The 14,093-nt window shown below is 70.0% G+C and carries 13 protein-coding genes; 3 read left to right on the forward strand and 10 right to left on the reverse strand.

Annotated elements, in window-relative coordinates; all coding sequences use genetic code 11:
- Positions 1-14: 14 nt before the first annotated feature.
- The 7 genes from AC0Z36_RS01725 to AC0Z36_RS01755 all read right to left on the reverse strand — a co-directional run bounded on the left by AC0Z36_RS01725 (position 15) and on the right by AC0Z36_RS01755 (position 8,465).
- Positions 15-857: a hypothetical protein gene (locus AC0Z36_RS01725; RefSeq protein ID WP_485460803.1), complete on the reverse strand. Its 843-nt coding sequence runs from the start codon at positions 855-857 to the stop codon at positions 15-17.
- Positions 854-2,368 (reverse strand): hypothetical protein, encoded by a 1,515-nt coding sequence (locus AC0Z36_RS01730; RefSeq protein WP_485460804.1) that lies wholly within the window; start codon positions 2,366-2,368, stop codon positions 854-856. Before AC0Z36_RS01730 ends, AC0Z36_RS01725 begins: the two co-directional genes overlap by 4 nt.
- 139 nt (positions 2,369-2,507) lie before the next feature.
- Positions 2,508-3,602, reverse strand: coding sequence for an alpha/beta hydrolase family protein (locus tag AC0Z36_RS01735; RefSeq protein WP_485460805.1), 1,095 nt, complete (start codon positions 3,600-3,602; stop codon positions 2,508-2,510).
- A gap of 178 nt (positions 3,603-3,780) precedes the next feature.
- Entirely contained in the window at positions 3,781-5,235 is a 1,455-nt protein-coding gene (locus AC0Z36_RS01740; protein ID WP_485460806.1) for a HEAT repeat domain-containing protein, read from the reverse strand.
- 306 nt (positions 5,236-5,541) lie between these two features.
- A complete protein-coding gene (locus AC0Z36_RS01745) occupies positions 5,542-5,928 on the reverse strand; it encodes a hypothetical protein (RefSeq protein WP_485460807.1) in 387 nt (128 codons plus the stop codon).
- Between the two features lie 161 nt (positions 5,929-6,089).
- On the reverse strand, positions 6,090-6,320 hold the full coding sequence (locus AC0Z36_RS01750) for a hypothetical protein (RefSeq protein ID WP_485460808.1): 231 nt from the start codon (positions 6,318-6,320) through the stop codon (positions 6,090-6,092).
- Between the two features lie 246 nt (positions 6,321-6,566).
- Positions 6,567-8,465 carry a penicillin-binding transpeptidase domain-containing protein gene (locus tag AC0Z36_RS01755; protein ID WP_485460809.1) on the reverse strand — a complete coding sequence of 633 codons (1,899 nt, stop codon included), beginning with the start codon at positions 8,463-8,465 and terminating at the stop codon, positions 6,567-6,569.
- A gap of 468 nt (positions 8,466-8,933) precedes the next feature.
- On the opposite strand from AC0Z36_RS01755, the gene AC0Z36_RS01760 reads away from it, so the two are divergent.
- Positions 8,934-9,311 carry a WhiB family transcriptional regulator gene (locus AC0Z36_RS01760; protein WP_485460810.1) on the forward strand — a complete coding sequence of 126 codons (378 nt, stop codon included), beginning with the start codon at positions 8,934-8,936 and terminating at the stop codon, positions 9,309-9,311.
- 92 nt (positions 9,312-9,403) lie between these two features.
- Here the strand turns inward: AC0Z36_RS01760 and AC0Z36_RS01765 are convergent, their stop codons facing one another.
- Positions 9,404-9,736 carry a hypothetical protein gene (locus AC0Z36_RS01765; RefSeq protein ID WP_485460811.1) on the reverse strand — a complete coding sequence of 111 codons (333 nt, stop codon included), beginning with the start codon at positions 9,734-9,736 and terminating at the stop codon, positions 9,404-9,406.
- 249 nt (positions 9,737-9,985) lie between these two features.
- Here AC0Z36_RS01765 and AC0Z36_RS01770 point away from each other — a divergent pair, with 249 nt between their 5' ends.
- A complete protein-coding gene (locus AC0Z36_RS01770) occupies positions 9,986-11,308 on the forward strand; it encodes a serine/threonine-protein kinase (protein WP_485460812.1) in 1,323 nt (440 codons plus the stop codon).
- A 78-nt stretch (positions 11,309-11,386) separates the two neighbouring features.
- Here AC0Z36_RS01770 and AC0Z36_RS01775 read toward each other — a convergent pair whose 3' ends face one another.
- The gene (locus AC0Z36_RS01775) at positions 11,387-12,460 is read right to left on the reverse strand and encodes a DUF2637 domain-containing protein (RefSeq protein WP_485460813.1); all 1,074 of its coding nucleotides are present in this window, start codon (positions 12,458-12,460) and stop codon (positions 11,387-11,389) included.
- Between the two features lie 510 nt (positions 12,461-12,970).
- Here AC0Z36_RS01775 and AC0Z36_RS01780 point away from each other — a divergent pair.
- Positions 12,971-13,156: a hypothetical protein gene (locus tag AC0Z36_RS01780; protein ID WP_485460814.1), complete on the forward strand. Its 186-nt coding sequence runs from the start codon at positions 12,971-12,973 to the stop codon at positions 13,154-13,156.
- A gap of 15 nt (positions 13,157-13,171) precedes the next feature.
- Here AC0Z36_RS01780 and AC0Z36_RS01785 read toward each other — a convergent pair whose 3' ends face one another.
- Positions 13,172-13,984: a uracil-DNA glycosylase family protein gene (locus AC0Z36_RS01785; protein ID WP_485460815.1), complete on the reverse strand. Its 813-nt coding sequence runs from the start codon at positions 13,982-13,984 to the stop codon at positions 13,172-13,174.
- Positions 13,985-14,093: the final 109 nt, after the last annotated feature.

Consider the following 14,093-nt stretch of genomic DNA (forward strand, 5'->3'; position numbering starts at 1 on the left):
CTGGAATTCGAGTGTTAGTGGTCGCCGAAGAACGGCAGTCCGGCGCCCTCGACGAGGTCGTCGTCGCCTGGTGGCAGCAGTGTGGGCGTGCCGTCCGACACGGTGACGATGCCGAGTTCGAGCAGTTCACCCAGGGCCGCGCTGCCGGCCATGTCACGGACCTGGAGCTGGTAGCGGGCGGTCGTGCGGTAGGTGCCGCCGCCTTCGTCGCCGACGCGCTGGAGGAAGCCGGACTCCACGAGGAAGGTGACGGCCTTGGCGACGATGCCGGTGGTGGAGGCCGCGAGGCGGCGGGCGTCCTTGGTCGCGCCGGTGGCGCTGCGGCGGGCGTAGACCCGCCAGGAGGCTTCGAGCCCGGGGGCGTCGACGACCGGGTCGGTGTTGTCCCCGGCCTCCTCGGTGCGTTCTTCGAGTCTGCGGCAGGCCTGCCGGACGAAGGCGTCGACGCCGTGCACGCTGAGGCGGCCGACGTAGGAGTCGTCGGCGAGGTCTTCGGGGCGCGGGAACGCGAGTGCCGCTACGGCCAGGTGTGCCAGGCCGTGCAGGAAGCGGTCGGTGGACTCCGCGGACGCGCGCTTGGCGTAGTCGCTCATCCGTACGGCGAAGACGGAGTCCTCGGCGGCGGTCACGGCCATGCCCGCGCGCGCGGAGACCTCCAGGACCACCAGGCCGAGCCCGGCGGCGACGGCGTCGGCGAGGCGCGCGAACGCGGGGTCCTCGCGGTGGCGGCGGACCAGCCCGGTGTATTCGCCGTCGCGGGCCGGGAGCAGCTTGGGCTGGAGGCCGAAGGACACCAGGCGGGCCGCGTCGGAGACGTCCGCGGGGGTGATCACGGGCGCGGTGGGTGTTTCAATCATGCGGGCACCTCGGACTGTACGGATGTCAGCACGGCGGTGCCGATGATCAGGTCGGCGCCGCCCACTTCGTGGTCTCGGAGTTTCGCGCCGTCGTCGACGGCGATCAGCAGGGTCTGGTCGCCCTGCCGCAGGGCGGTGCCGATCTGCGGCGACGCGGCGTGGAAGGCGATCAGCGCGACGAGGTAGGCGAGGTCGGGGTCGCCGCAGGCGCGGGCTTCGGCGAGCAGCCCGGAGAGCCTGCGGGGCGCGTCGGGCGGCAGGTCGAGCAGGGACATCGCGGCGTCGTGCTGCTCGTCGCTGAACCGGGTGTCGTCGGGGGTCGCGACCAGGTCGGGTTCGGCGATCTCGGCCCCGAGGTGTTCGCGCTCGGCAGGTGGGGTGAACAGGAGTTCGGTGAGGTCGAACAGGCGCACGGAGACGGGGGCGCGCAGACCCGTCCCCGAAGTGAAGAAGGCGTCCGTCACCCGGCGGGCGTCGGCCACGGGCAGTTCGAGTACGGGACGCAGCAACTGCCCGTACACGTCCAAACCCTGCCGTTCCGGCCGGGCCGCGAAGGACTGCCGGTCCTGCTCGGCGCGGAACATCGGCCCGGCCTCCATGAGGCGCGTCTGGAGCTGCGTATGGCGGCGGATGCAGTCCTGGACGATGTCGACCAGTTCGGCGGCGGCGCGCTTGTGCGCGGGGTCGCTGGACTCGTCGCGGGAGCGCCGGATGTTGGTGAGGATCGCGTTCTCGTGCCGGTAGCGCTCAGCAACGTGGTCGAACGCCTCATCGATGAGGTCGGGCACGGTCCGCAGCCAGTCGACGGCCCGCACGTTGCGGCGGGTGGCCTCCAGGGCGCGGCGCAGCGTCTCCGCGTATTGCACCGTGCGGTAGCGGGCCTGCTCGGCGGCCAGGCGCGCCTCGGTGAGGCGGCCCCGCTTGATCAGGTTGTCGAGCTTGACCTCGGCGGCGATCTGCGCGCTGGTCACGTCGAAGTCGAGCGCGCCGACCAGGACGTTGACGGCCTCGTCGGTGGCCCGGAGGAAGATCCGCCCGTCCGGCCCGGGGACTTCTTCAAGGAGCTTGAAGTCGTAGTCGCGGCGGATGTAGCCGTCGTCCGTCAGCGTGCCGTAGACCGTACGGAAGCCCCGGTCGACACTGCCGACGTTGATCAGGTTCTCCAGGACCCAGCGGGCGACACGCTCGTGCTCGGCGGCTGTGCGCTCGGGGGCCTGCGCGTTGATGCGGGGCCGCAGCCGGGCGACGATGTCGTCGTGGTCCGCGCCGGTGTCGAAGTCCATGGTCACGGTGACCAGGTCGATGGCGCTGAGGCCGATCTCCGCCATGGAGTAGACCGTGTACGCGCCGGCCAGGTTGGCCTTGCGCGACTCCAGGTCGTGCAGCGGCGCGGTGCAGGCCAGCGCCTTGAGCCGGCGGGCGAGGCCGTCCTCGGTGACGCCGGGCCGCTGCACCGGCGCGGCGGAGGGGAGGCGCCCCTGAGTCGGGACAGCCTGGGCGGAAACGGTCATGGTGGTCAAGCGTAGGGCGTCGGGGTGACATGCCCGACCAGCGGCCCCGCCCGCGTCGGTCCTGCGCAAAAGGCCCGTTCGGAGATCGCCGAGGGCACTTTTGCGCAGGACCGACACGGTTGACCCGGGTGGTCCGTTCCTACTTGCCCTGGAGCCTGTCCGCCGTCTTCTGCAGTGCGGCCCCGATGCCCTGCACCATGTAGCCGACAGCCTTGACCACGTTGCCCACCGCGTTGGCCCCGGCGTTCACGAAGGTCTCGAAGTACTCCTTCGGCGCGATCAGCAGGTCGGGGTTCAGCGGCGGCGCCGGGAGCGGGCCATCGACGACCCGGATGTCGGTGATCACGCCGTCCTTGAGCGCGATCGTCCCGGCCTCACCCGAGATGTACAGCTCGGCGTCGGAGAGCCCCTTCAGCGCCGCGTCGAAGAACGCCGTCGCGTAGAGGTTCGCGGTGGCGTGCTGCTGGTCGTAGGTGATCGTCGCCTTGCCGTCCCGGGGCAGCCCGGGGAGCTTGACGTCCATGTCGCTCTTGTCGAGGAACTGGACGTGGTTGCCGCCGGCGATCTCCACGAACGCCTTGTAGCCGTTCGGCACCAGGTCGAAGTAGTGAAGGCCCGCGCCGGGCGCGATCTTGTCGAGCTGACCCGCCAGGAACAGGGCGGGGACCCCGACGCTCTGGACCTCGGCGTCGACCAGCCTGTAGAGGTCCGGTTCCTTCTCGTTGCGCCCGGTGCCGAAGCCGACGACCGCGCGGATCCGCTTGTCGCGTCCGGCGGCTATGAGCGCGCCGGCGCCGCCGAGGGAGACTCCTGCGACCCCGATGGAATCGGTCTTGATCAGGCCGCGCAGCGGGTTGAACCGGTCGTCGTTGATGTCGATCAGCTTGTCGATCGCGTCCGTGATGGTGTCCGCGTGCATGTGCGGGTTGAGCCCGAGGATGTTCTCCGGGGTGTAGCGGAAGACGATGTAGCCGTGTTTCACGAGGTGGTCGGTGAACCAGTCGTAGAAGCCGGACCCGGTCCAGGTGGCGGGGGCGAGGATGACCGCCGGGTAGCCGCCCTCCTCGGTCTTGTCGACGTGGGCCAGCCCGGCGTCCGCCTCAGCGGGGTAGCTGACTTGCGCGAGGGTGAATCCCGGGCCGCCGGTCCAGAAGGGGAATTCGACGTTCCCGATCGCATACGGACCGGGCTGGTCCGGCGGGAAGGCGTACGTGGGCGTAGTCGAGGTGTCCATCGCCCGAGCGTAGGACGGCCCTGTGCGCCCTGAGAGGAGGTTAGTCGGCCATCCTCAACGGCCCCATGAGCATCCGAATGGCGCAGATTTACCAATCGGGACACCCGTTTCAGCCACCCGGCGCGGTCGAGTGGCTCCGGACAGTGAGATTCCGGTTGCGGAGGCGGCTCCCCGGCGGTCAGGCCCCGGCGAGGCGCACCCCGGCCGCCTCGCGCACCGCGTCGTCCTCAGCGGCGTCCCCCACCAGCTCCCGGAGGCGTTCCCGGACGGCTGCCGACGCCAGGTCGACGTGCTGGACCGCCGTCAGCCGGGTCGCCGACTCGCAGTCCCACAGGCTCTCGACCGCGGTCGTCACAGCGAAGTCGGACTGGATGGCCGCGAGGGTCTGCACCGCGCAGCCGCGCAGTCCGCCGTACGGACTCTCCCGGTAGACGGCGAGCACCGGGGCGAGCCCTTCGGTCAGGCGGAGGCGGCCTATGCCGCCGACGATGTCGCACATGCGGTGGTGCTGTTCGAGGGCGCAGTCGCCGGACGCCAGGCCACTGCTGCGCCGTTCGAGGGCGTCGATCAGCGCCGGGCCGTCCGTGCTGTCGCCGGCCCGGCTGAGTATCCGGGCGGCGGCGTCCCCGAGCAGGCCGTCGTGGCTCAGCCAGCCGCGGGCGCGGACCACGGCTTCGGGTGAGCGCAGGTCGCCGACGGCCTGGGCGGCGGCGTGCCGGACAGTGACGGGGGCGTCCGGCGCGGTGGCGGATTCGGCGAGGTCGAGCAGGGCCGGGTCGCCCTGTTCGCCGAGATAGCGCAGGGCTGCGGCGCGCGAGCCGTCCGGGCCCGCCCACGCGGCGGCGAGGATCGCGCCACGGTGTTCCGGCCCTGCGACGCTGGACAGTCTCCGGCCGCACACGAAGCTCCGCCGGGGGCTGACCGCCGCCTCTTCGAGGACCTGGTCCACGGTGGGGGCGTCGCCGGTGTCGGGGTCGACGGGCTTGCTGCGGGTCAGTTCCCAGCGCCACATGTCGAGGTCGACCTGTTCGACGATGCCCGCCACCTTCCCGTCCGTGCGCGCCCACAGGCGCCACGGCCGCATCCCGGTGCCGCGCTGCACGCAGTCGAACAGTTCTTCGTCGTCGGCGCGTTCGAGGACGGTGTCACACATGCCCCGCAGCGCGTCGTCGCAGCCCGTACGGGCGAGTTGTTCGATGGCTTCCGGCCAGTCGCAGCCCTCCGCGGCGTAGCGGCGCAGCAGGTCGACGGCGTCCTGCCGGCCGCGCCGGGCCAGGTGCCCCAGGACCGCGACGGGCAGCCCCCCGCGGTCGGGGTCGTCGAAGTCATCATCTTCGAACAGATGTGCGGAGATACCGTCCAGGTTCAGCCCCAGACCGTCGTACAGGCGTGCGTAGTAGAGGGACCTGGACTCGGTGGACGGCACTGTCCGCGGGTCGTGGATCACACAGTCGTCGAGTGCCGCCTGGATGTCCCCCGGACTCGGCCGGGCACCGCCCGTCCGGAAGAGGAGTCCACTGAGGAACCCCCCGGCCCCGAGGGCATGGCGGGCGCCCGCCCCGTGTCCGCCGCGCAGCAGGCGGGTCAGGACGTCGGGCGGGTCGAGGTGCGTGGTGGTGACCGGATCGAACATGCGGCCAGCATCCGTTTCAGAGAGTGGGGAGGGCAACCGGATTTATCAGAATCACGTAAACCAGGGCATCCGAGACAGGCCCGGCGAGGACCCGGAACAGACTCGCAAACCTCCATCATCCCCTGTCCGGCTGCGATTGTGGACCGGACATCCGGTCGGCGCCCCGGGCGGGGCAACGTCGAGCAGAGCAACGTCGAGCAGAGCGACTTCGAACGGGGCAGCGCCGAGCGGGGCAGCTGAACAGGACGGCCGAGGGGGTGCCCACCGCACGGCGGGCACCCCCTCACAAGACCACGCCGCGCCGGGCTATTTCTGCCTGGGCACCGTGATACTCAACTCCACCGTCGGCGCTTCGATGCGCGGCCGGCGTTTGCGTACGGCCCGGTAGTCCTCACCGTCCAACGGGATCAGACTGTGCGCCGGGACGTACGCCTCGACCTGGCAGACCCTGGTCTCGACGTGCCCGTCATTGTGGAAGGCACCCCACAGGGGCCAGCGCACACGCGCGCGCCAGCTCCCGTCGCGGTACTGGTGCCAGCTGACAAGGGTCACGTTCAGCTGCTGCCCGTCGGGCAGGCTGACGCTGATACGCGGCTGGGCGGGACGCTGACCCGACAGTCCGGCCGACGTCTCGCAGACGTCGTCGTCCTGTGGCGTGATCAGCCCGGCTGGGGACATGGTCGTGCGGCTCACGGGGATCATTCTGCGGTCCAAGATCACCTTTTGGTGATGTATTGCACCTTTTGGCCCCCTGGTGACCGGTGATGCCACCCGAACAGACGCAGGGCGGACCACCTGACCACCCCGTCAGCGCCGGTCCGGCGCAAGCGTGGGCCACACCGTCGGCTACCCGCTCAGGACGCGGCACCCAACGCGGCCGACTGCCCGACCGAGAGGCCGAGCGCCGCCGCCAGGTCCTCCACCAGGTTCGCCGCCTGGTCCAGGGTCAGCCGCTCGACCGTCCACTCGTCGGTCGGCAGTCCCGACTCGTCGGTGTGCGGGCCGAAGCGGAGTTCGACGGGGCGTTCGGGATCGGTCGACTCGAGTACGGGGACGCGGGCGACCAAGGTGACATTGTTCGACACTGTTCTGCTCCCTTGCGGCAACTTGGAAGAACGGACCAGACCCGCCACGGATGCGGTAGCCCGACGGCTCGACGGCATCCGCGACGTCCTGAGCCATACTTGTCGACTTCCCGGGCGGGCGCGACCGCGGCCCCGGTACGGATGTTCCGTACCGGGGCCGCGGATCTCCGTGCAGAATGGCGCGCCGGCCGGTTCCCCGGCCGGGTCCGCGCCTGTCCTCCTAGAAGGCCACTGGAACGTTCGTCACTAGAACGTCTCGAGGAACTTCTTCAGAATCGGACCGGCGTTCGTACCGCCGGAGCCGCCGTCCTCGACCATCACCGCGACGGCGACGTCATCCTTGAACGCGATCATCCAGGCGTGGGTACCGATGGACTTGTCCGGGCGGGTGAACTCCGCCGTGCCCGTCTTGGCGCCGACCGTGCCGGGCATGCCCTGCAGCATCTTGCCCGAGCCCTCGGTGACCACGGCCTGCATCAGCTGCTTGAGCTGGCCGGCCACCTGCGGGTCCAGCGGCGCGGACGGCAGGCGCTTGGGCACGCCGTCCGGAACGAGCACCGGCTGGTTGAACGTGCCCGAGTCGATCGTGGCCGCGACCGAGGCCATGACCATCGGGTTGGCCTCGACCCGGCCCTGGCCGATCATCGACGCGGCCTTCTCGTTCTCGGACTTGGCCGGCGGAACCGAACCGTCGAAGGTGTTCACGCCGACATCCCACTCGGCGCCGATGCCGAACATCTTCGCGGCGTTGGTGATCGAGTCGTCCTGCAGCTTGCCGCGCTGCACGATGAAGCCGGTGTTGCAGGACACGGCGAAGTCCTGCTTGAACGTCGCGTCCGGGATCGGCTGGAGCGCGTCGTAGTTCTTGAAGGTCTGGCCGTTCACGACAAGGGTGTTCTCACACGGCACCTTGTCGTTCATGTTCAGCCCGGCCTTGAGCAGCGCCGAGGTCGTCACCGTCTTGAACGTCGAACCGGGCGGGTAGCGCCCGGCCATCGCCGCGTTCAGCCCGGTGTCGTTGGAGTTGGCCGAGGCGAGGATCCCGCCGGTCTTCGCGTCGATGGCGACGAGCGCGGTCAGCTTGGACTGGTCCTTGACCGCGCCCTCGGCCGCGGTGAGCGCCTTGGGGTCGAGGGTGGTCTTGACGTCCTTACCGGGTGCGCCCTGCTGGTCGACGATCGTGACCTTGGGGGCCTTGGTCGCAGCGTCGACGATCTTGATGGACAGCGTCGGCTTGCCCGCCAGCTGCTCCTGGTAGCGCTGCTGGAGGCCGGACATCCCGACCATGTCGCCGTCGGAGACCGATCCCGGCGGCATCTTCGCCTTGATCTCGGCGGTCACCGGGCCGGTCGAGCCGATCAGCTGCTTGCCGACGGTCGCGGCGCCCTGCTTGGTCGACTCCTTGATGAGGACGCCGTTGAGGTTGAGGAGCTTGGCGCGCGCCGTGCTCTCCCAGACCTCCTTGCGCAGGTTCACCACGGAGACGGCGTTGTCCGGGTTCGCCGCGGCCACCCGGGTCTTGAGCTTCGCCACGTCGACGTCGAACACCGGGTCGGACAGGCCCCGGTAGACCGCGTCCGGGTTGTCCATCTTCGCCGGGTGCAGCGAGATCTCCACGATCGCCTGGTTGGCGACGAGCGCCTTACCGTTCCTGTCGAGGATGTTCGCCCGCGACGAGGAGGTGCGGTTCCGCACGATCGTCGAACCGTCGGTCAGCTGCGGGTGGACGATCGTGCTGGTCCAGTGCACGAGGTTCTTCTTGTCCTTCAGCACCAGCGGGACGACCGAGTCGACCTTGAACGGGTCCGGGACACCGGACAGCGTCAGCGTGCCCTGGTAGGCCAGGGTGCCGGGCACGTCCTTCTTACCCTTGGTGAACGTCCTCGGTACGTATTCGGCCTTCGTCACGCCGAGCTGGGTCCTGGTGTCCATCAGGCCCTGCTTGGCCTTGACCGGGTCGTCGGTGAACGACGCGGCCTTGTCCAGGTCGCCGGCCTGCCAGGCGGTCAGGAACTCCTTGGCCGACGTGTCCGACGTGTCGCTTTTATCGCCCCCGCCGCTGCTGCACGCCGTCAGGCCCGCGGCCACCACGACGGTCAACGCCACCGGTACCCGTACCGGCGTCCGTCGCATCTTCCTGCCCACTGGGCCCTCCTCCGTAATGTTCCGGTTCTCTTCCATCCGCCGGGTTCCAGTGGAGGGATCCGGCCGACGGCCAGTCCAACGATCAGGACGAATCCGACGTTCCGGTCCGCCGACACCGGGGCGAGTCCGCTGACCACGCTACCGGTCGATCATGACGGAGGCCTCCGGGCCCGGCCTCTTCCGCCGCTTTGTGACGCGGTTGTAGATCTCGCACACCCGACCGAATGCGAAACGGCCGCGAAACGGACAGGGCGCCGGCCGCGCGGCGGTCACCAAGGTTGCGGACGGGTCACAGGCGTGTTGCGGCGACGACTGGATCCGGCCCGGTGGAAACCGTTCCCGCACCCCAGACGTCGGAGTGAAGTAAGAGGGTCAGCCCAGACTGACCCTCACCGGAAGGCAGCGGGGGACGCGGCCTTGAGCATCTGCACAGTCGGGACAAGTGCCGAGCAGGAGGAGTACGGGGATATGGGAACCACACGGATCGTCATTCCGACCCCACCGCGGTACGGCTGGCAGGAGGAAGCCACCTGCCAGGGCATGGACGCGACACTGTTCTTCGGCGACGACAGTGAACGCCCAGGGGAGCGGCGGGCCCGGGAGCGGGTCGCCAAGAAGGTCTGCATGAGCTGCCCGGTGCGACTGCTCTGCCTCGAACACGCCATGTCCGTGCCCGAACGACGCGGCGTATGGGCGGGGCTCGGCGAATCCGAGCGGGCGTCGATGCTCCGCGACCGGGAACACCAGGAGCAGGCCGGACGCCCGGAGCCGTCCAGGCCGATGCTCCCGGCCGCGCACCATGCCGAGCAGACCGGCCACCGTGGACAGGTCGGCCGCGCCGCCTGACGGCACGACAGGGACCCAGGTCGCCGTACGGAATTCAGGCCGGGAAGCCGCCGCCCGACAACACTACGAGAACCCAGGACGCCGTACGGAATTCAGGCTGGGCGGTCGTCCTCCCGGAGCAGGCCCCGGACATCGGGCCGCGCGCGTGCGCGCGGCCCGCAGGCGTCCCCGACCACGGCGGTGCCCGCCCAGTCGGCACCAGCACCGGCACCGGCACCGACACCGGTCACCATCCGGCGCGCAGCGTGGGCCTGCGCGCCGGTGTCGATCCACTCGTCCACCAGCAGCACCCGGTCGCCGGGGCCGGACAACCGGCCCGGGGCCATGAGCGTCAGCCCGCCGTCACGGTAGTCCGGCGGCGTGTCCGCGCGCTCCTCCAGCATCGTCCGCGCGCCCTCCGCTGCGCCTTTTACTTGATCATCCACATGATCGAACAGTTCGAAAACCTTCTATGATGGCGGGTCACACTGACAGGCCGTCCGGCCGACGCACCACAACCGACAGCGCGGCCTCCCGCCCACGGCCACCGGCGTCCTCTAACGTGTCGTCCACGGGGGATCCCCCGGACGCGCCGACAGCCGGGGCAGTCCGTCGGCCGTGCGGCCGGGTGTACACACCGGCCTGCGGGGCAGTCACCACCCACAAGATCCACTGGTACGGGAGAACTGACGACGATGGCGATGGTGCGGCTACGGCGGACCGACCCGCGCACCGTCGGGCCCTACCGGCTCCTGCGCCGCCTGGGCACCGGTGGCATGGGCGTGGTCTTCCTCGGCTCCGACCGCGACGGGCACCAGGTCGCGCTGAAGCTCATCCGCACCGAGCTGGCCGGCAACCCGGAGTTCCGCTCCCGGTTCGCGCGTGAAGTCGAGTCGGCCGCCCGGGTGCAGGGGCCGCGGACGGTCCCGCTGGTGGCCGCCGACCCCGACGCGGCCCGCCCGTGGCTGGCCACCGAGTACGTTCCGGGTCCGTCCCTGCAACGCCGCGTCGGACAGTACGGACCGCTCGGCGCGCTCGAACTCGCTCGGGTCGGCGCGGCGGTGGCCGACGGACTGGTGTCGGTGCACGCCGCGGGGGTCGTGCACCGTGACGTCAAGCCGTCCAACATCCTGCTGTCCCCCGAGGGCCCGCGGATCATCGACTTCGGGATCGCCTACTCCGACGGCGCGGGCACCCTGACCCACACCGGGACCGCCGTCGGCTCCCCCGGCTTCCTCGGCCCCGAACAGGTGCGCGGACAGACCGTCACCCCCGCCACGGACATCTTCGCCCTCGGGGTGACCCTCGCCTACGCGGGGCGCGGCTCCGCACCGTTCGGGTCGGGTCCTGTCGACGCGCTGCTCTACCGGGTGGTGCACGAGGAACCGGTGCTCGACGGCGTACCGGAGTCCGTCATCCCCGTGGTGGCCGCGTGCCTGGCCAAGGACGCCGCGATGCGTCCGCGCGCCGAGGAGGTACGGGACCGGCTCGCGGCGATCGCCCGCCAGGAGGCCGCCGGAGGCTCCAGCGGTCGGATCGACATCTCCCCGCCGCGGCCGCGCCGGGTGGGCGTGAAGACCCCGCCGCCCAGGCCACGTGAGGCAACGCCCCCGTACCGGGACTCCGGGCTGCGCGACAGCGGTTCCCGGCACAGCGCGCCCAAGATCGACGGGCCACCCGAGCAGACCGCTCCCTGGTCGGAGAAGCCGCCCCGTCCGGACGGCACACCGCGGGAGGGCGCGGTCCGGGAGAGCCCACCGCAGCACGGGCCCGACCACCCGCGCGAACGGCGCCCGGAGAACCCCGGTGCCCGCACCGGCCAGCCGGGCGGCCGGACCGGCTCCCGGACGCAGACCCCGGTCGAGCGGCGGCGGCAGATGCTGCTCCAGGCTGTCGTATTCCTGATCGTCACGGCGATCGCCGCCCTGGTGATCACGGCGGTGCAGAACACCGAGGACGACGACCGGCCGAACACCGGCCCGACGGTCCAGGACTCGACCCCGGCCGGGAACCACTGACCGCCCCCGGGCGGAAAACACTGAGCGCGTTCGAGGCCACGCTGCGTACAGCGTGGCCTCGAACGCGCTCAACTCTTGTCAGCCGAACTGCCGTTCCAGATCTTCCAGTTTGCGTTCGAGCGAGTCGATCCGGTCGCCGCCCACCTTCGGCAGCGTCACGGTGTCGTCCTCGGCGGTGAGATCGATGACCGCTCCGGAGCCCGGTGCTGCGCGCTTCTTACGACTCCGGTCCCGGGTGTCCCTGTCGTAGCTGTCGTCACTCTCGGCTATGGCAGGCTCCGACAGCGCCTCGGAGCCGCCACCGCCCTCCAGTGCCGCGAGCTTGCGGCCACCGTCAAGGCCGCGCCGCCAGTGGTGGCCGCCGTCACCGCGGCTGAGTGCCCGCAGCTGCGCGCGCTCGCGCTTGTCGGCCACCCGGCGGCGGTCCCGCTCCTGGAGCTTGAGCTGCTTGTCCTCGCGGACCTCGTCGACGGCTTCCTCGAGGGTGCGGACGTTCTCCAGGAGCATGAGCGACCAGGCGCTGAAGGTCTCCCGGGGAGCGCGCATCCAGCGGACGATCCGGATCTGCGGCAACGGCCGGGGCACCAGGCCCTGTTCGCGCAGTGCCGAGCGGCGGGTCTGTTTGAGCGCCCGGTCGAACAGCACGGCCGCCGACAGTGACATCCCGGCGAAGAACTGCGGGGCCCCGGCGTGGCCGAAGCCGCGTGGGGCGTGCACCCAGTTGAACCACGCGGAGGCGGCGGCGAACACCCACACCAGCATCCGGGAGCCGAGCGCGGCGTCACCGTGGCTGGCCTCCCGCACCGCCAGGACCGAGCAGAACATCGCGGCGCCGTCGAGCCCGAACGGCACCAGGTATTCCCAGCCGCCGGACAGGGTCAGGTTCTGCCGTCCGAAGCCCACAAGCCCGTGGAAGGACAGTGCGGCGGCCACTGCGGCACAGCAGAACAGCAGGATGTACGAGGCGGATCCGTACAGCACTTCCTTCCGCCGTCGGCGTTCCTGCTCGCGTTCCCAGGTCTCCGTGTCGCCCACGTCGAGTACGTCCTTCCGGCGGGACCGGAACATCAGATACCCGGCGATTCCTACCAGGACGCCGAGTTCAACCAGGCCCACCACGGCCCAGGCCAGGGGAATTCCCATGATTCTCATGGAGTCGGCCTGCCTCGCTTTCCGCTGCGTCGTGCCGGACCTGGGCCCGGGTGCCGTTCCCGGTCAGCGGGACAGCTTTATGCGTACGGCACGCCATCTTGGTCGAGTCTGCGGCGAAGCAAGTGGTTTCGTGGATTGTTCCCCAATGTGGGTGACACTGATGTCACTCAGTGGTAGGGAACGGCCGCGAAAGCCGTATCCTGACGTGTTTCCTGTGGGACTCCGGCTGGCGTTCCGGAGTTCACCCGCCGGTAGGAAACCGGCGGCCGCGGCAGGTGGTGCGCGGTCCCGTCGTGCACCACGAGGACCGACGCCGCGTCAGGAAGCAGCGCGCGGGCGGCTGCCGGGACGTTGCGGGCGGTGGCGGCGACCGATATCACGGAGCACGCGGCCCGGCTCGGGTCCGGCCCGGGATTCCGAGCCCTCTGCGGTCTGCTCAGCCACTCCGTTCGGCCGCGGAGATCACCGGGTCAACACTGTGAGCACCCTTGACGTCGGGCTGCTCGGCTGATGTTCGACCGGGAGAACAGCGCCCTCGCCGGGGTCGCCGCTCATGAGCACACCGCGCTCAGCGGTCCGGACGGAGAACGGCTCAACGCGACCAAGCTGGAGGCAGTAGCGCTCCCGGCGAACTGGCAGGGGCGCAGGTTGAGTTCGGGAGAACGGGCCGGCGACGTGCTCAGGTCAGGATGGTAGTTGTGCAGCTTTCTGTCAGGAAGCCCCGCCCGCCCACGCCTCGACCACGCTGCTGAGCCGCTTACGTTCCGCAGCGAACTTGCGGGTCCGGTGCCCATTGGAACCGGAGGGCTGGGGGAATCCGAACAGGCAGCGGTCGACGCTGAGATCACCCTCAACCACGCACAGCTCCACTGCGGCCGACGCCACAACGCCGAACGGGATGACCAGCGACTCAGGGACAAGTCGCACTTCGGCAGTCAGAACCTGGGTCACGAATGCCCGCAGGATCGGAAGCTTCTCCAAGCCGTGCCCGGTGTAGTTCCTGCCGTCCACCTGCACCGCGTGACACAACGCCGAGGTGGTGTCCACAAGCGTGGAATCAACGTCGAACAGCCGGTCCGTGGTGGGGATTCGCAGCGCTTCGGCAACCCCGATCCCGTCAAGCATGGAGACCGCGTTTGTGCGCATGACACCGGCGAAACTTCCACCGCTCCGGGCACTTCGCAGTGCCGCATCCAAGGTCGCACCCGCCTTCAGCGCTTTACGGGCGAACAGCACGGACTGGTGGAACTGGTGCCGACCCGGCGTGGCGCCGACCAGCAGGACTCTGGCCGCCGGATTCACCAGGTCGAACGGCGTGTAGTAGATCTCGACGTGCTTTTTCCGGAACTGCTCCTGGTGGATGAGAAGTTCGCGGCAGGTAACGTCGGACGACATGAGGTCGCCGGGGAGGTCAGCGATCACCGGGGCGTAGTGGCGGAAGCACCAGTCGGGGCTGATCAAGCCGCCTGACCCGGCAGTGATTCCGCAGGTGTGCTCGGTGGTCTGCATCTGCATATCGGCCATCGTGTGCTCCCTCAGCGTCCGCACGGGAATCCGCTGACCCGCGATACGGCTCGAGCCGCCAGCCCCCTGACGTTACGTCACTCAGGTTGCGACTGAGGGCATTCCTCAC

The organism is Kitasatospora sp. UYEF31 (genome assembly GCF_057291755.1).

What these genes read in the sequence shown, in the direction of transcription:
- AC0Z36_RS01725 (WP_485460803.1), bottom strand. Translation starts at nt 857, where the DNA reads ATGATTGAAACACCCACCGCGCCCGTGATCACCCCCGCGGACGTCTCC.
- AC0Z36_RS01730 (WP_485460804.1), bottom strand. Translation starts at nt 2,368, where the DNA reads ATGACCGTTTCCGCCCAGGCTGTCCCGACTCAGGGGCGCCTCCCCTCC.
- AC0Z36_RS01735 (WP_485460805.1), bottom strand. Translation starts at nt 3,602, where the DNA reads ATGGACACCTCGACTACGCCCACGTACGCCTTCCCGCCGGACCAGCCC.
- AC0Z36_RS01740 (WP_485460806.1), bottom strand. Translation starts at nt 5,235, where the DNA reads ATGTTCGATCCGGTCACCACCACGCACCTCGACCCGCCCGACGTCCTG.
- AC0Z36_RS01760 (WP_485460810.1), top strand. Translation starts at nt 8,934, where the DNA reads ATGGGAACCACACGGATCGTCATTCCGACCCCACCGCGGTACGGCTGG.
- AC0Z36_RS01770 (WP_485460812.1), top strand. Translation starts at nt 9,986, where the DNA reads ATGGCGATGGTGCGGCTACGGCGGACCGACCCGCGCACCGTCGGGCCC.
- AC0Z36_RS01775 (WP_485460813.1), bottom strand. Translation starts at nt 12,460, where the DNA reads ATGAGAATCATGGGAATTCCCCTGGCCTGGGCCGTGGTGGGCCTGGTT.
- AC0Z36_RS01780 (WP_485460814.1), top strand. Translation starts at nt 12,971, where the DNA reads ATGTTCGACCGGGAGAACAGCGCCCTCGCCGGGGTCGCCGCTCATGAG.
- AC0Z36_RS01785 (WP_485460815.1), bottom strand. Translation starts at nt 13,984, where the DNA reads ATGGCCGATATGCAGATGCAGACCACCGAGCACACCTGCGGAATCACT.